Raw genomic sequence first — 16,561 nt, forward strand, 5'->3', positions numbered from 1 at the left:
CCTCCTAGAATCGTTTCAACACATTTAACGGCAAGGAATGATGGTATGACGAACGCGGGCTTTCGTGTGGGAATGGTGATGTTCCCAGGCATTACCCAGTTGGATTTGACGGGGCCTCTCGAGGTTTTGAGCGCCGTTGCGGGTTGGTCGGTCGATCTCGTTAGCGAAACCACGGATCCTGTGCCGTGCGGCCGTGGATTTCGACTCGTACCGACCGTCCGGTTTTCCGACGCGCCCCTGTACGACTTGCTTGTCGTGCCGGGAGGGCCGGGCGTTGACGACGCCATGCTGAACCCTGTCGTCGTGGAATTTGTCCGGAACCAGGCGAAGCATGCTCAATATGTTTTTGGAATCTGTACGGGCTCCCTGCTTCTTGGCGCAGCAGGATGTCTCAACGGACGCCGGGCGAGTTGTCATTGGCAGGCGGTGGATCTGCTGACCCATTTCGGTGCGACGCCTAGTCGCAACCGCATGACGATAGACGGACGAATGTTTACTTCCGGAGGCGTCACAGCCGGCATCGACATGGCATTAAAGGTCGTGGGCGAGCTCGCGGGCAAACAGGTGGCGGAGGGCATTCAACTGCTCCTGGAATACGACCCGGAGCCGCCGTTTGACGCCGGCACACCAGAAACCGCACCCGTGGACGTAGTCGAGCGGCTTGAAGTCGCAAGCACCCAGCGCAAGGCTAATCGACGGGAAGCCGTTCTGTCCGCTTGCGCAAGGATGAATCAGATTTGTCCCGACTGAATCGCAGAGACGTACCGAGTGACAGGCAATGAAGAGGAGGGACACCATGAATCTGGGCAACGCGGCAAATATGCCAGATATTTCGAGCAGCTCACAGCACACGTCGGGAAAGTCCGTCGAATGGCGCACAATCTTCATCGCTAGCGTCGGCGGAGGACTGGAGTTCTATGACTTCATCGTGTACGGCATTTTTGCGCCGTATATCGCCAGGTCTTTCTTTCCTTCCGGCAGCGTCGTCGTCTCAATGATTGCAACCTTCGCCACATTTGCTGTGGGTTACATGGCTCGACCGCTGGGCGGGTTGGTCCTGAGCCATATCGGAGACAAGTTCGGTCGTCGCTCGGCGTTTCAGCTTTCGCTGGTGACGATGACGGTCACTACCGCCGGAATGGCTTTTATGCCCACCTATGCAATTGTTGGGGCATCGGCGAGTGCCGCATTCGTGGTCCTGCGTTTTCTGCAAGGTGCATGTATTGGGGGGGAGCTACCCGGTGCCATCGCTTACGTCGTTGAGACTGCGCCAGGGAAAAGTGGGCTCGCGTGCGGCCTCATGTTCGCATGCGTGAATACAGGAAGTCTGGTTGCCGCGATCGTCAGCATTGTGCTCCATGCGACGTTGACCGAGCCCGATATGTTGTCGATAGGCTGGAGAATAGCGTTCCTGATCGGTGGCGTGCTCGGCGCCATTGGCGCATTGATGAGGAGGAGCTTGCGCGAGACGGAGCTTTTTCTGTCCGTTAAGGAGAAAAAGCGGGCCAAGGTACCTGCGCTCGAAGTCGTTCAGGCACACCTTCCGCAGATTCTGATGGGAATCGGTATCGTAGGCCTGAATCAGGCACTCATCGCAGTGCTCAACGTGGCTATGGTTCCCTATCTGACTCAGGTGGCGTCCTATTCTGCACAAGCCGCAAGCTCGCTTGTGATGTTCTCCGTTGCCATCATGTCTGTCGCGATTGTCCTGGTAGGATATCTAAGCGATATCATCCGAAAGACGACGATTTATATTGCAGGCGCGGCGTTGATTGCTCTGGGTAGCTATCCGTTCTATACGTCAATCGCTTCTAAAGCGATAGATCCGTATGTCGCGTTCTGTCTGGCTGCGACCGCCTGCTCGTTGATCTCTGGCACCTTCGGGGTACTCGCGTCCGAGTTGTTTCCCACCAGACTGAGATTTAGTGGCCTGGCTATCTCCTACAACATTGCAGCGGCGCTGCTAGGAGGATTTACGCCACTTCTGACTTCGTTATTGACCAGAATCACAGGGAATAGTGCAGCGCCTGGATTGTTTGTCTCTATTGTCTCGGTTCTGGGTCTCATTTCAGCAATTGCAATACTGTTAAAAAGATCTGAAGATCCTGCGGCCGTGAGCCCAGAGTAGTGGTGAATTAGTCGTTCGTTCCTCTCAATTAGATGAAGCAAGCGGCTTGATGATATTAAATATCAAACGGGTAGGCGCATTCATTGATTGAATAAAATATATATAAATCAGGAGATAAAATTGAAAAATGTACTCTTGGCATTGTGCTCGATGCTATGGGTTGCCTCATCTTATGGGCAGTCATCCGTTACGTTGTATGGCCTGATGGATGCTGGCATCACCTATACCAATAACGTCGAGAGTGGCAAGACGCATGGTGCGGATCTGCAGTTCACGTCTGGCTCGGCGCAAGGCGACCGCTGGGGCCTACGAGGAGCAGAGGATTTAGGCGACCAGGAAAAAATCATTTTTGTGCTCGAGAATGGCTTTCAGCTTTCAAACGGTGCGTTGGGACAGGGTGGTTTGGAATTCGGAAGACAAGCCTATGTCGGTGGCGCAGGACCATGGGGTACGTTGACGCTGGGTCGTCAATTCGACTTCATCGGTGATCAAATGTTTGCGTATGCGATCGGTGCGAATACTCCAGCCGGTCTGCTAGCGTGGAGTCTTCCCGCTTACGCGGCTGGCGGCTACAGCTTGGACAATCGCGTATGGGGCGATCAAGTGAACAACGCTGTCAAATACATGTCTCCGGTTGTCGCCGGTTTCTCTGCAGGCGCAATGTTCGGATTCGGCAATACGCCAGGGTCGATTGCCGCAAGCAGTTCCCAGGCTTATATCGTCAACTATCGGCAAGGCTCATTCAGTGCATCACTTGCCTATTTCGGTCAACACGATGTCAAAACAGGCGGCAACTCACGTGAGTTTGCGGGTGGCGCATCGTACGAGATCGGCGCGGCGAAGATGTTTGCGATGTTGACCGATGTTCGTTTGACTGGCGGCGATCAGGCCCGGGCAACGACTGCCGAAGCGGGTATGACCTATCGACTGACGCCAGCACTTATGCTCGGCGGCGGCGCTCAGTTTCAGAAGCGCAACAATGGACTGGGAAGCGCAAATCAACTGACACTCGTCTCGGACTACAGCTTGTCGAAGAGCACAGACGTCTACGTTATCGCGGCATTGGCGCACGATCATGCGTTTGGCGCGCAGGTTCAGGCCGCACTCGGGTCGCCCTCTGGATCCGATGTCCAGACTGGTGCGCGAATCGGTATCCGCCACCGATTCTAGCGCTTGAATGCCAGAGCAGCAGAGCATGATCGTAACCGCGGTCGGCGTAGATACGGCCAGGACGACTCAGCGGCTGGCCGCGCACGCCGCCAATCGGCACGATGTCACGACGCTCGCTCACGCACGCGCCGTCATTGCGCATTCACAGGAATACCGGCGGCGAAGCACGTGACGACCCGAGTCGATCTGGAGAGTGTCAAGCACTCTGAATAATCGGCTCGGCATGAGCAGGCATAAGCATGACAAAGACGACGCAATGCAGACCTGCCCGGATCCTCCCCGAGCTATAAACTCGACGGGTCATACCCCGGCTGTTGGTAAAGCGTGTCCCACTTATCGCGAATGTCAGGATGATAGACGTCCCTGACCCAGGCCGAGGGCTGCACCACCTCGATACCCACGGAAACGGACTCCTTTCCATACCCAAGGATGCGGGTCACGGCCTTCGTGATTTCATCGGATAGCTGCTGCTTCTGCTGCTCCGATTTGCCCGGCCATAACTTGACGATGACGTGCGGCATCGTTGGCTCCCGTTAGCGTGAACCGGCGGAGCCGGGATACTGATCGTCGCTGACCTGTTCGAGCCAGTCGACGACCTTGCCGTCGAGCGCTTCCTGGATGGCGATATGCGTCATCGACGTATCGGCACAAGCCCCGTGCCAATGCTTGACGCCCGCGGGAATCCAGACCACGTCGCCCGGACGTATCGTTTCGAGCGAACCACCCCAACGCTGCACAAAGCCGCAGCCCGCAGTGACGATCAGCGTCTGACCGAGCGGGTGCTCATGCCACGCGGTACGCGCACCCGGTTCGAACGTCACGCTGCCACCGGAGGCACGAGCCGGCTCGTGGGGTGGAAACAGCATGTCCACGCGAACGCTGCCCGTGAACCAGTCGGCCGGGCCCCTGGCGGAAGGAACGCTCCCGCAACGCTTGACTTCGATTTCCATTTTTCGCTTCCCGTTTCGAGGTTTGCTCATGCCAGCCGGATGCGCTACGTGGCTGATGGAGGCACTGTACTGATCGTGTGATTCATCCGGTAGCTGCTAGACTTGGCAAACGGATATGAGCCAAATTCATCATGACGAACGTTGATCTGAATGTCCTGCGGGCGTTTTTTGTCGTCGCGCGCGAGCGCAGTTTCACTCGCGCGGCGGCTCAACTCGGCGTATCGCAATCCGCGCTGAGTCATTCGATGCGCGGTCTGGAAGAGAAAATAGGCTTGCGATTGCTGACCCGGACCACCCGGGGCGTTTCGCCCACCGAAGCAGGTGAGCGCTTGTTGTCGAACGTCGGACCCTACTACGAGGGGATCGAGGCGGAACTGATGTCGCTGAGCGCGCTGCGGGGAAAGCCGGCAGGGTTGATCCGCATTTCGGCTCACGATCACGCGGCCGATACCATTCTCTGGCCCAGGCTGAAGGAGGTGTTGCGCAGCTATCCCGACATCTCGGTGGAAATCAACATCAACTACGCGATGGTCGATATCGTGGCGGAGCGGTTCGACGCGGGTGTGCGGAGCGGCGATCTGATCGCACAGGACATGATTGCTCTACGTATCGGTCCCGACTTCAAAATGGCAGTCGTTGGTTCACCTAACTATCTGATGTCGAATCGGCCGCCGGTCACACCGCATGATCTGGCGGCTCATCACTGCATCAATCTTCGTCTTCCGACGCGCGGCGGATTGTACGCCTGGGAATTCGCAAGGAAGCGCGAAGCATTGCACGTGAACGTCAGTGGTCAATTCATCTTCAATACGACATCGCAAATGCTTGACGCCGCGCTGGAAGGATACGGACTTGCCTACGTGCCCCATGATCTGGCTGCTCCGTATCTGGCCGAGGGGCGGCTCGCGAGCGTGCTCGACGCATGGTGTCCGACGCTGCCCGGCTATCATCTTTACTATGCGAGTCGACGGCAAACATCGCCGGCGTTTGCCGTGATCGCCGATGCGCTTCGCTACCGTGGTTGAAGCGCGCGCACCTTTCCGTGCTGCGGTTTTTTCGCCCGCATACCCATGGAGCAGGTCATGGCGACGATGACTCTCTCACCCACTCATGCCTCGCACCGAGATCGCTCGAACCCGCACCGCCATGGACGCTGAAATGTCGCCGTCGCGCGCCACCCGGCTGGGCCGCGCCTTTGAAGTTTTCACGGTCTTTCTGAAGCTTGGGCTGACGAGCTTCGGTGGCCCGATTGCCCACATCGGCTACTTTCGCCGCGAGTTCGTCGAGCGACGCCGCTGGCTGGACGACGAGACTTTCACCGATCTGGTGGGGCTTTGCCAGTTTCTGCCTGGACCGGCGAGCAGTCAGGCGGGCTTTTCGATCGGGCTGCTGCGGGCCGGGTGGGCCGGCGGTCTCGCCGCCTGGTGCGGCTTCACGCTGCCGTCGGTGTTCGCGATGCTGGCCTTTGCGACCATCGCGCCGAATCTGGGCGGCCGGGTCGGCACGGGGGTGATTCACGGCCTGAAACTGGTGGCGGTTGCCGTGGTGGCCCAGGCCGTCTGGGATATGGCGCGGCGCCTGTGTCCCGATCTGCGTCGCGCGGCGATCGCGCTGGCCAGCGTGGTGCTGCTGAGCCTTCTGTCCACCGCTTACGCGCAACTCGCGGTAATCGGCATGGGTGCCTTGCTTGGCCTTGCACTGTGCCGAACCGGGGACGTGCAAGCGGCGCGTAACATGACGCGGCACCCGGGCGAATTCCATGTATCTCGAAGGGCGGGTCTTGCCGCATTGATCGCGTTTGGTGTCCTGCTGTTCGGACTGCCGATGCTGAATGTGCCCGGAGCCGCGCAGGGCGTACGCGTATTCGAGGCGTTCTACCGCTCGGGCGCGCTGGTCTTCGGCGGTGGACACGTGGTGCTTCCGCTGCTGCAGCATGAGACGGTTTCGACAGGGTGGATCGCGCCGGGCGACTTTCTTGCCGGATATGGTGCGGCCCAGGCTGTGCCGGGTCCGCTATTCACCTTTGCGGCCTTCCTTGGCTGGATGATGGCCGCGCCGCCCAGGCACTGGAGCGGCGCGCTGCTGGCGACTTTGGGTATCTTTCTGCCGGGCCTGCTGCTGGTCCTTGCGGCGTTGCCGTGGTGGCAGGCGCTGCGTGCCCGTCCGGCAATGTCGGCAGCACTCGCGGGTGTCAATGCCGCCGTCGTCGGTCTGCTGGCCGCCGCACTTTACTTACCGGTATGGACGAGCGCGGTTCGCACACAGGCCGATTTCGCCACGGCATGCATCGGGTTCTGTCTTCTGACTCGATGGAAAGTGCCGCCGCTCGCGGTCGTTGTCTTCTGCATCGCAGCCGGCGTGGTGCAAGGCGTTCTGCACCAGGCGATGTAACGGCTCAGCCGGCCTTGCCGTGGCGGCGTGCCACCTGACGACCGGTATGGCGGCATCGTCCGGGGGGTAAGCGGGTATTTGTCAAGATGATGAAATTCAATCGTCAGACATTTTTACCGCAGTGGTGTGGTGATTCCGCCTATCCGGCAAGTCGAATTGACCGTGTATTTGTATCGCGTTACGCTGTGGCGCCAGCCCAGTCGGTTTTTATCAACCACGCACCAGCGAGGTGATTCCACAAGCGCGATGCAAGGGAAGTCTGTACACGGCTATGAAAAGCGAACTCTTCGACGACCTCGTCACCACTTCTGCAGCGGGTTCGCCTGACGCGATTTTCCTCGTGAACGAGCGGGGGCGCATCCTGCATGTCAGTCCGGTGTGCGAGGATATATTTGGCTACGTACCGGGCGATTTCGTCGATCAGTTCATCATCGACTTCGTGGTGCCAGCCGATCAGGACGCAACGCTCAGAGAGGCGCGCGAGGTGCTGGCCGGCCGCAAGCGGGTCGGCTTTGAAAACCGTTATCGGCACAAGGAGGGACGCGATGTCTACGTCACGTGGTCGGCGCGCTGGCTGGAGCACGAGCGCCTGCGCGTCGGGGTGGCTCGCGACGTGACCGAGCTGCGTCGCCGCGACGCTTCCCCCCTGGCGCTGTTGTCGCTTCTTGCGCCGCATGAACGCAAGGTGCTCGACCTGCTGCTGACCGAGGCGTCGGAGAAACAGATCGCCGAGCGGCTGGGCCTTGCTGCCTCGACCACGCATTCCTATATCACCGGAATCTTTCGCAAATACGGCGTGCGGGGCCGGGCGGGCTTGATGAGCTTATGGCTCAAGCATCTCTCGAGCAGCATCGCACAGGCGCACGAAAGGTAAGGGCGGTTCTCCTCGCGCGGAAAAAGTAGCCGCCGGCAAGCCCTACCCGCAATATCCGCGAGTCAGCCTTGTCAAGCGGCATTCGCCGCGCAGAGCCCGCCGCTTTTACACGCGTTTTCTGGGCTCCTGTCGGGTTCTCTCAGGTCTCTAGCGATGCCGTTTTTTGTGGCTGACCGGTCGGGTTTCCCGCATCGCCCGCGATGCGGTTAGCCTGTATGCAGGAACGGATGCTATCCGAAACGGTTTGCCGAACCTATCCTGCTAATCAGAGGGTTTCCTTCGCCTGAATTCTCCGCCTGGAATTTCCGGCACGCCAACGCCAATGCCAACGCGCGAAACAAACGTGGCGTTGCGAGCGACGGTTGATCTGTTCACCGTCTGTAATCCAGGTTGTTAATCAGCCAGCCATACAAAAAAGCGAAAATAACCATTCAATCCACGGAACGACGGATAATCCCCTTCGCCTCGATACTGTCGGGGGCGGCTTTGGCAGCCTGAGCGGGGATCGTCGTCGAACGGCGGCGCCGAAGCGCGTTGTCCGCACAATCGGCGGCCCATCTGGACCACGTAATGGGGATGACATGAATGGCTGAGCAGCAGCGTTTGACAGGCGAAACCCCGGACATGGCCGTACCTCGGGCCGGTGCGTTACCGCGGGCGGCCGGAACAGGCTCGACGCACGAGACCCACGAGACGCAAGCACGGCGTATTCGCGCCGGGCTCCAGGGCAACCGTCAAGGCAACTTTCAAGGCAAACCCCGGCGCGAACTCAACGCAGATTCAGCGCGGAAAAAGCATGGAGAAGAAGAGGTCAGCCGTTGATGCTAGCCGGCACCTACGACCCGCTACTCGTCGTTTGCTCGTTGCTGGTGGCGAGCCTCGCATCGTTTACGGCGCTCGACCTGACGCGGCGCATCGCAACGGCCAGGGGCCGGGCCGCGCGCTGGTGGCTGGCAGGCGGCGCCTGCGCCATGGGCGTCGGCATCTGGTCCATGCATTTCATCGGCATGCTGGCGTTCAGCCTGCCGATTCCCCTCGGCTACGATCCGGCGATCACCGTTTTGTCGCTATTGATCGCCATCGCCGCGTCGGCGTTCGCGCTGCGACTGGTCTCCCATGCATCGCTGCCGCGCCTGCATCTGGGCGTGGGCGCGTTGCTGCTCGGGATCGCCATCGCCGGCATGCACTATACGGGCATGGCGGCGATGCGCATGTCGCCGGGTATCGAGTACGACCCGCTGCTGTTCGCGCTATCCCTCGTCATTGCGGTGCTCGCGTCCGCGGTGGCGCTCTGGATTGCCTTTCACCTGCGCCGCCAGACCCCGAGAATCCGGTATTTGCGGGCCGGCGCCGCGCTGCTCATGGGCGGCGCGATCGTCGGCATGCACTTCACGGGCATGGCCGCCGCGCGGTTCCCGCTCGGCAGCCTGTGCGGCGCGGCGCACGGCGGCATGAACAAGGGCTGGCTGGCCGTCGTCGTCATCGTCGCGACGTTGGCGATTCTCGCGATCACGCTGATCATTCTGGTGCTCGACCTGCGGCTGGAAGCCGAGACCGCCGTGCTGGCGACCTCGCTGGCGGAAGCGAACGAGGAACTGACTTATCTCGCGCTCCACGATACGCTGACCAAGCTGCCGAATCGCGTGCTGCTGCACGACCGCCTCGAACAGGCGATTCAGCAGGCGGGCCGGGACCAGCGCCGCTTTGCTCTGCTGTTCATGGACCTCGACAGCTTCAAGCCGGTCAACGACGCGTTCGGCCATCACGTGGGCGACCTGCTGCTCGTCGCGTTTGCGCAGCGCATTCGCGACAACATCCGCGTGCAGGATACGGCGGCGCGCGTCGGCGGCGACGAGTTCGTGCTGCTGGCCGGTATCGGCGATCACGCGGATGCGGCCAGCATTGCGGAAAAACTCGTCAGGGCGGTCGAAGAACCGTTCGAGGTCGAGGGCCAGGAACTGAGGGTCTCGACCAGTATCGGCATCGCCATCTATCCCGACGACGGCGAGCATCAGGACGATCTCCTGAGCAACGCGGATGCGGCGATGTATCACGCGAAGGGCTTGGGGCGCAATCGCTACTGCTTTTTCGAAGCCTCGATGAACGTCAACGTCGAGGCGCAGATGCAGCTCGTGCAGGACCTGCGTCTGGCGCTCACGCGAGGCGAGCTGATTCTCCACTATCAGCCCAAATTCGATGCGGCGAGCGGCGAGGTGACCGGCGCCGAGACGCTGGTGCGCTGGATGCACCCGACGCGCGGGTTGATTGCGCCGGGCCAGTTCGTTCCCGTCGCCGAAAAAACCGGGCTGATCGTGCAAATCGGCGATTGGGTTCTCGATGAAGCCTGCCGGCAACTGAGCGAATGGCACAGGCTGGGTCGAACGGACTGGTCGATCGCGGTCAATCTCTCGGCCTTGCAGTTCCGGCACGCGGGGCTGTTGGAGACGGTACGCAATACCCTCGCACGCCACGCGCTCGATCCCGGCTGCCTGACGCTGGAAATTACCGAATCGACCGCGATGTCCGATGTGGAGACGGGTCTTGAGATCCTCATGCAATTGAGGAAGATGGGCGTGCGGATTTCGATCGACGATTTCGGCACGGGCTATTCCAGCCTGCTGTATCTGAAGCGCCTGCCCGCGGCCGAACTCAAGATCGACCGCGGCTTTGTCCGCGATCTCACGCATGACACGGAAGATGCCGCGATCGTCTCGGCGATCATCGCGCTGGGGCAAACGCTCAATCTGAAGATCGTCGCGGAGGGCGTGGAAACCGTCGAGCAACAGGCGTTTCTGGCCGGGCTCGGCTGCGATGCCCTGCAGGGCTTCCTGCTCGGCAAGCCGATGGCGGCGGAGGATTTCATCGAGGCGTTCCCGCTTCCGGAGCAGGTGCTGGCCGACCCGGATGCGGCATCTATCGATGGACCTTGAAGACCTTCAGGCGGGGCTCAACCCAAGGCTCAATCGGGGCTCAATCGAGGCTCATTCGGGGCTCATTCGGGGCGCACCCAGGGCTCAATCGGCACAACGGCGAACGTATCGACTCCGGGGAAAGAGCGCCGCCCGTTGGCGCCAGGCTCGGCGTGGCCACCGGGGCACACGCAAGGGCTTTTCTTTCATATCCATCTGTTCGCGCTGTCACGCCACTGGAGTAAGCTGTGCGCTTTGCGCATTCGTCAAAAGGGACAGGGGTTTATGCGGCGTGTGATATTCAATCAGAAGGGTGGGGTCGGCAAATCGACGATCGTCTGCAACCTGGCCGCCATTAGCGCCAACGAAGGCCAGCGGACGCTCGTGATCGATCTCGATCCGCAGGCCAATTCGAGCCAGTATCTGCTCGGCGAACAGGCGCGGGATCTCAAGCCCGGCGTCGCCGATTTCTTCGAAACGGCCCTGAATTTCAGCTTCCGGCCGACGCCCGCCTCGACGTTCGTCCATCCGACGCCGTTCGAGAATCTCGACGTGATGCCCGCGCATGCCGATCTCGATGCGCTGCACGGCAAGCTCGAATCGCGCTACAAGATCTACAAGCTGCGCGACGCACTGAACGAACTCGATGCGTACGACGAGATTTATATCGACACGCCGCCGGCGCTGAATTTCTACACGCGTTCCGCGCTGATCGCGGTCGAGCGTTGCCTGATTCCGTTCGACTGCGATGATTTTTCGCGCCGCGCGCTCTACGCGCTGCTCGACAACGTCAAGGAGATTCAGCAGGACCACAATGCCGCGCTCGAAGTCGAGGGAATCGTGATCAACCAGTTCCAGCCGCGCGCGAGCCTGCCGGTGAAGCTCGTCGAGGAACTCGTCAGCGAGGGGCTGCCGGTGCTGGACTCGCGCTTGTCGGCGTCGGTGAAGATTCGCGAGTCCCATCAGTATGCGCGGCCGATGATTCACTACGATCCGCGTCATAAGCTCACCCAGGAGTTTACGGCCTTGCATCGGGAACTGGCCGGGTAGTCCGGTCGGCGGGGCCGATGCATGCCGCCGGCTCATGACCGGCTTAGGGTCGACTTAGGGCCGACTCAGGTCTCGCTCCAGACCCGCAGCAGATTGTGATAGATGCCGACGAGCGAGCGGCGCGACGCGTTATCGGCGTTCGTCGCGTTGAGCCGCTGGATCGTGTTGTCGAGTTCGAACAGCAGCGCGCGCTGGTTATCGTCGCGCACGAGGCTCTGGACCCAGAAGAAGCTCGCGAGCCGCACGCCGCGCGTGACCGGCACGACGTGATGCATGCTCGTCGCCGGATAGAGGATCGCGTCGCCGGCCGGCAGCTTGACTTCGTGCGCGCCGTAGGTGTCCTCGATTCGCAGTTCGCCGCCGTCGTACTCGTGCGGCTCGGACAGGAACACCGTGATCGACACGTCGGTGCGGACCTTGAGGCCCGAGCGCAGCACGCGCACTGCGCCGTCGATGTGCGAGCCGAAGGTCATGCCGCCCGAGTAGCGGTTGAAATGCGGCACGTACGCGCGATTCGGCAGCGCCGCGCTGATGAAGAACGGATGGCGCTCGGTCGCCGCGAGCACGCGGTCGGCGAGTTCGCGCGTGATGGGCGCTTCTTCGTCGAGCTGCTGGTTCTGCTTGACCTCCGCGCCGTGATAGCCGGCCGTCGCGCGGCCGTCGACCCACGGGCTGTCGGGCGCTTCGAGCGCGCCGCGGATGTAGCGCACGGTGTCGGCGTCGAGCAGGCTGGGAATCCGGATGAGCATGATGATTCCTTTGGCCCGGCCAGGCGGCGCGGCAGCGGCGCGCGCATCCGGCCGGACGCGTTCCGGCCTTAATAGAACCGGTAGTTGAAGGTAGCGAGCAGCGTGCGCCCGATGCCGGGCACCGAGCGTCCGCCGTCGGACGCGATCAGCTGGTCGTAATAGAGCTTGTTGGTGAGGTTCAGCAGGTTGAGCTGAACGTCGTACCGCTTCGTATGATAAGCCGCCATCGCATCGACCCGGACGTAGCTCGGCACCTTCACGACGTTGTCGGTGGCCGGGTAGCGCGACGACATGTAGATCGGCCCGCCGCCGATTTCCCAATGCTCGACTGGCTGGTATGTGACCCACAGCGTCGCCATGTGGCGCGGTGTGTTCGGCAGCGTATTGCCCTGCGTGCCGTCGAGCGCCTTGACGATCTCGCTGTCGAGATAGGTATAGCCGCCGTAGATCTGCCACTTGCTGCCGAGGCGGCCGGTCGCGCCGATCTGGTAGCCGCGGACGCGCGTGTCGCCGTCGAGCGTATAGGTGCCGTCGCCGTTCTGCGTGCGGGTGTTGCTCTGCTCGATCTGGAACAGCGATTGCGAAATCGACAGATTGCCGTCGAGCAGATCCCACTTGCTGCCGATCTCGTACGACTTGCTGTGTTCGGGCGCGAGGTTCTGCGTGCCCGAGGTCAGCGTGAGCGCTTCGAGCGACGGGTCGAACGACGTGCCGTACGAGAAGTAGTACGACTGCCAGTCGGTGGGCTGATAGATGAGGCCCGTGCGCACGCTGGTGAAGTAGTTCGTCTGGCTGGCGTAGGCCGGCGCCGTCGTCGTGTTGGCGATGCTGGCCTGGAAGCGGTCCCAGCGCACGCCGCCGACCACCTTCCAGTGCTCGCCGAGCGAGATCGTGTCGTTCACGTAGGCGCCGAACGAATTCGCCGACGACTCCGCGAGGTTGTCGAGCGTCTGCACGGAGCCGGCCGGGCGAGGATTGTAAGGCGGGTCGAGCAGCGGCACGATCGCGATCGTGCCGCTGCCCTTCGGCATGCCGGGGCCGGTCACGCGATAACCCTGATTGGTGTAGGTCTCGTGGCCGAGATCGATGCCTGCGACGACCTTGTGCTTGATCCAGCCGCTGCCGAGCGTGCCTTCGATATCGGTCGAGTTGTAGATCGAATGATTGTCGATGACGCGGTCGCGGCTCACGAGGCCGACGTAAAGCGACGAGAGCGGCAGGTCGGTGAAGTTGCCCGCCCCGAGTGCCGGCGAGTTGGCGAACGGGCCGGTAAACAGACCCCGTTTCAGGCTCGTTTCGCGGGCGTCGGTGTCGGTATGGCTGAGCTGCGCCTGATTGCGCAGCACGAAGCCGTTTTCGAACCGATGGATGTAGCGGCCGGTCACGGTCTGATTGTCCTGCAGGGTCCGGTCGTCGGTGAAGCCGTAGAAGGTCGAGCGGCCGACCGGCGCGGGCGCGCCGTTGACCGACTGCACGCCGTAGTCGGCCATGTCCCGGTTGTGCTGGATCAGCGCGGACAGCGTGAACTCGTTCGGCGTGCCGATCCCGAAGCTCACGGTCGGCGCGATGCCGTAGTCCTTGCTCGACATCACGTCGCGCGTGCCGTGCAGCGACTGGCCGAACGCGTTGATGCGGAACGCGGATGTATCGGTGAGCGGCTGGTTGAAGTCGACCGAGGTGCGATAATGGTCGTCGGTGCCGATCGTCGTCGAGACCGAGGCCGATTTCGTCAGGTTGGCCTGCTTCGTCACCTGATTGATGACGCCGCCCGTGGAGCCGCGGCCGAAGTAGAGCGAGGAGGGGCCGTACAGGACGTCGATCGATTCCAGGTCGAAGGTGTCGCGATAGTACTGGCCGCGGTCGCGAAAGCCGTCGAGATAGATGTCGTTGTTGGCGGTGAAGCCGCGCAGATTGATGTTGTTGCCGATCACGCCGCCTTCGGCCGCGCCGATCGTGACGCCCGGCACGTTGCGCAGCGCGTCCGAGAACGACGTGACGCCTTGCGACTGCATCAGCTGCTGGTTGACGACCGTGACCGCCTGCGGAATATCGTGCACGTCGGTCGACACGCCGGTGATGTTCGTGCGGTCGGTCTGGAAGCCGGTGCTTTCCGCATGCCCCGTCACTTGAACCGTAGGCAGCGTCTGCGGCTGGCTCGATGCGCTGTCCGTTGAAGCGGCGGCAGAGGACGAGGCAACCGGGGACGATGCGGCGGCGGGTGTGGCGGTGTTCGTCTGCGCGAAGGCGGAAGTCGCGATGGGCGCGCAAAAGAGACCCATCACCGCGATAGCGAGCGGAGTTTTGGTCAGCATCTGGTATGTCTGGAGTGTGGATTTATTAGCCAACGCCTTGGCCCACGCTTTCCAGACTGCCCTCTGATTCGCCCCAAGGGCGAGTGCTGACGCTGCTGCGCAATGCGGCTTTACGGCGTTGTTGTCTTGGCACTCAACCGGTCTTGCTGGCTGGTCCGGCGTCGCGGGGGGCAACGGGACAACTGGCTTGCAACAGCACCTGAATGAGAATCGTTACTATGCCTTATGTAGTTTCTTAACTCAACAGAAATAATCTTTCATTTTTCTTTCTGTATTATTTCTGCATCATTTTCGCGTGAAGGCGGGTTTATTTCTGAATGGCCGGTTTTAGCGGTTGTATTTTTCAGATTGGATGGTTTTGCTCATGCGCTCCGTCGCGGCTGTTTTGCACATCGCGATGGCGGTGGGCAACATCGAGCCGCCGCCCCATTCATGCGAGGCCGATTTCTCGCATTGCGTGTCGCGGCGTTTTTTCCATGCGGCGATCTTTCTCTCCAGAACGGCTTTGCAGGCTGTCGATGATCCGGCCGTCGCATCCACGATGTGCGCCAGTTTCTGTTCCGCCACGATCTGATCGCGCCATGCGCAGAAATTCATATTGGTCTGGTTGTCGTCGCAATGGGATAAGGCCGCGCCGACCTCGCTCGCGGGCAGGCCGCTGCGCGTCGCGATTTCGCTGACCGGATCGGGAGCGGCAGCCCATGCGGAAGTGCTGATAAACGTCAGCGCGAGGATCAGAGGTTTCATCGCTGGTGTTGCGTGATGAACGGTGCGGCTTCTTCGCGGCGGCGATGGATTAAGCCTGACATGCTCACCACTGGGAGTTTTGTTTGAGAGCAATCTAGCAGACCTTGCAAAGGGAAGCGCGTTTCGCGAACGATTTTGGGCCTTCGCCTATCAAGCCCCCAACGCCACGAACCGCTCCAGATGATGATCCTCATCGCCCAACTGATGATCGATCATCACGAGCCGCTTCGCGTAATGAGCGAGCCGCAATTCCCACGTCATGCCGATCCCGCCGTGCAGCTGGATGCACTCCTGCGCGACCAGCGTGCCGATCCGGCCGATGCTGTACTTTGCCGCCGACACCGCGCGCTCGCGCGCCTTGCGTTCGCCATCGAGAGCGGCGGCCGCGTTGATGACCGCCGAGCGTGCCTGCTCGATCTCGAGCAGCAGATCGGCCATGCGGTGCTGCAGCGCCTGGAAGCTGCCGATCGGCACGCCGAACTGCTTGCGCGTGCGCAGGTATTCGAGCGTGTCGTCTTTGGCGACATCCATCGCGCCGAGCGCTTCCGCGCACAGCGCGAGCACGCCGCAGCTCACCGCGTATTCGAGCGTCGCGAAGCCTGCGTCGACCGGGCCGAGCAGGGCGGTCGCGCCGAGCGTGACGTGGTCGAACGTCACTTCGGCAGCACGGCCGCCGTCGATCTTGCGATAACCGCGCACGTTGACACCGGCCGCCTCGCGCGGCACGAGAAAGAGCGTGAGGCCCGCTGCGGCATCGTCGGCGCCGCTCGTGCGCGCCGACACCAGAAAGACCGCCGCCTGCTCGCCATGCTGAACCACGGCCTTCGCGCCGTTCAGGGTCCAGGCATCGCCGTGCCGCTGCGCGCGCGTCGCGCTTACGCGAGCGAGTTCGTAATGACTGTCCGGCTCGCCATGCGCGAGCGCGGCGATACGCGAGCCGTCGATCAATGCGGCCAGCTCCGCTTTCTGCGCCGCGCTGCCGCTGCGCGCGAGCGCGCGGCCGACGATCAGCGTATCGAGAAACGGCTCGACGACGAGCCCGCGCCCCAAGCTCTCGAACACGACGGCGATATCGAAACCGCCGCCGCCGAAGCCGCCGCTCGCTTCATCGAACAGCGCGCCGACGATGCCGAGTTCCGCGAAGCGTTGCCACAGTTCAGGGCTGAAGCCATGCGCCGAGCGCGCGATGCGGTCGCGCGTCTCGAAGCCGTATTGTTCGCTGACGAAGCGGTTCAGCGTGTCCGCCAGCATGCGGCGGTCTTCGGTGTGCCGAAAATTCAT

Annotated in this window: 15 protein-coding genes; 9 read left to right on the plus strand and 6 right to left on the minus strand. The window is 61.6% G+C overall.

What is annotated here, in order from left to right; all coding sequences use genetic code 11:
- Positions 1 to 45: 45 nt before the first annotated feature.
- The 3 genes from GXB81_RS08565 to GXB81_RS08575 all read left to right on the plus strand — a co-directional run bounded on the left by GXB81_RS08565 (position 46) and on the right by GXB81_RS08575 (position 3,298).
- The gene (locus GXB81_RS08565; protein WP_205192971.1) at positions 46 to 750 is read left to right on the plus strand and encodes a DJ-1/PfpI family protein; all 705 of its coding nucleotides are present in this window, start codon (positions 46 to 48) and stop codon (positions 748 to 750) included.
- A gap of 46 nt (positions 751 to 796) precedes the next feature.
- Complete coding sequence (locus GXB81_RS08570) at positions 797 to 2,128, plus strand: MFS transporter (protein WP_205988886.1); 1,332 nt, start codon at positions 797 to 799, stop codon at positions 2,126 to 2,128.
- 120 nt (positions 2,129 to 2,248) lie between these two features.
- A complete protein-coding gene (locus GXB81_RS08575) occupies positions 2,249 to 3,298 on the plus strand; it encodes a porin (RefSeq protein ID WP_240159021.1) in 1,050 nt (349 codons plus the stop codon).
- A 284-nt stretch (positions 3,299 to 3,582) separates the two neighbouring features.
- On the opposite strand, the gene GXB81_RS08580 is transcribed toward GXB81_RS08575, so the two are convergent.
- Positions 3,583 to 3,819 carry a tautomerase family protein gene (locus GXB81_RS08580; RefSeq protein ID WP_167043510.1) on the minus strand — a complete coding sequence of 79 codons (237 nt, stop codon included), beginning with the start codon at positions 3,817 to 3,819 and terminating at the stop codon, positions 3,583 to 3,585.
- A 12-nt stretch (positions 3,820 to 3,831) separates the two neighbouring features.
- Positions 3,832 to 4,242, minus strand: a complete 411-nt coding sequence (locus GXB81_RS08585) for a cupin domain-containing protein (RefSeq protein WP_167283287.1) — start codon at positions 4,240 to 4,242, stop codon at positions 3,832 to 3,834.
- A gap of 137 nt (positions 4,243 to 4,379) precedes the next feature.
- Between GXB81_RS08585 and GXB81_RS08590 the strand changes: the two genes are divergently transcribed.
- The 6 genes from GXB81_RS08590 to GXB81_RS08615 all read left to right on the plus strand — a co-directional run bounded on the left by GXB81_RS08590 (position 4,380) and on the right by GXB81_RS08615 (position 11,472).
- A complete protein-coding gene (locus GXB81_RS08590) occupies positions 4,380 to 5,273 on the plus strand; it encodes a LysR family transcriptional regulator (RefSeq protein ID WP_205988887.1) in 894 nt (297 codons plus the stop codon).
- A 121-nt stretch (positions 5,274 to 5,394) separates the two neighbouring features.
- Positions 5,395 to 6,639: a chromate efflux transporter gene (chrA, locus tag GXB81_RS08595; RefSeq protein WP_167043505.1), complete on the plus strand. Its 1,245-nt coding sequence runs from the start codon at positions 5,395 to 5,397 to the stop codon at positions 6,637 to 6,639.
- A gap of 271 nt (positions 6,640 to 6,910) precedes the next feature.
- Positions 6,911 to 7,513 carry a PAS domain S-box protein gene (locus GXB81_RS08600; protein WP_205988888.1) on the plus strand — a complete coding sequence of 201 codons (603 nt, stop codon included), beginning with the start codon at positions 6,911 to 6,913 and terminating at the stop codon, positions 7,511 to 7,513.
- 585 nt (positions 7,514 to 8,098) lie between these two features.
- Complete coding sequence (locus GXB81_RS08605) at positions 8,099 to 8,335, plus strand: hypothetical protein (RefSeq protein WP_205988889.1); 237 nt, start codon at positions 8,099 to 8,101, stop codon at positions 8,333 to 8,335.
- Positions 8,335 to 10,443, plus strand: coding sequence for a bifunctional diguanylate cyclase/phosphodiesterase (locus tag GXB81_RS08610; RefSeq protein WP_205988890.1), 2,109 nt, complete (start codon positions 8,335 to 8,337; stop codon positions 10,441 to 10,443). The genes GXB81_RS08605 and GXB81_RS08610 overlap by 1 nt, the downstream gene beginning before the upstream one ends.
- Before the next feature lie 264 nt (positions 10,444 to 10,707).
- Positions 10,708 to 11,472, plus strand: a complete 765-nt coding sequence (locus GXB81_RS08615) for a ParA family protein (RefSeq protein WP_167043499.1) — start codon at positions 10,708 to 10,710, stop codon at positions 11,470 to 11,472.
- A gap of 65 nt (positions 11,473 to 11,537) precedes the next feature.
- Here GXB81_RS08615 and GXB81_RS08620 read toward each other — a convergent pair whose 3' ends face one another.
- The 4 genes from GXB81_RS08620 to GXB81_RS08635 form a co-directional block, all read right to left on the minus strand.
- The gene (locus tag GXB81_RS08620; protein WP_167043497.1) at positions 11,538 to 12,221 is read right to left on the minus strand and encodes a Fe2+-dependent dioxygenase; all 684 of its coding nucleotides are present in this window, start codon (positions 12,219 to 12,221) and stop codon (positions 11,538 to 11,540) included.
- A gap of 68 nt (positions 12,222 to 12,289) precedes the next feature.
- The gene (locus GXB81_RS08625; RefSeq protein WP_167283270.1) at positions 12,290 to 14,533 is read right to left on the minus strand and encodes a TonB-dependent siderophore receptor; all 2,244 of its coding nucleotides are present in this window, start codon (positions 14,531 to 14,533) and stop codon (positions 12,290 to 12,292) included.
- A gap of 327 nt (positions 14,534 to 14,860) precedes the next feature.
- Positions 14,861 to 15,280, minus strand: coding sequence for a lysozyme inhibitor LprI family protein (locus GXB81_RS08630; RefSeq protein WP_205988891.1), 420 nt, complete (start codon positions 15,278 to 15,280; stop codon positions 14,861 to 14,863).
- Positions 15,281 to 15,430: 150 nt separating this feature from the next.
- A complete protein-coding gene (locus tag GXB81_RS08635) occupies positions 15,431 to 16,561 on the minus strand; it encodes an acyl-CoA dehydrogenase (RefSeq protein ID WP_205988892.1) in 1,131 nt (376 codons plus the stop codon).

This window comes from Paraburkholderia sp. Ac-20336, assembly GCF_017105025.1.
Taxonomy (GTDB): Bacteria; Pseudomonadota; Gammaproteobacteria; order Burkholderiales; family Burkholderiaceae; genus Paraburkholderia.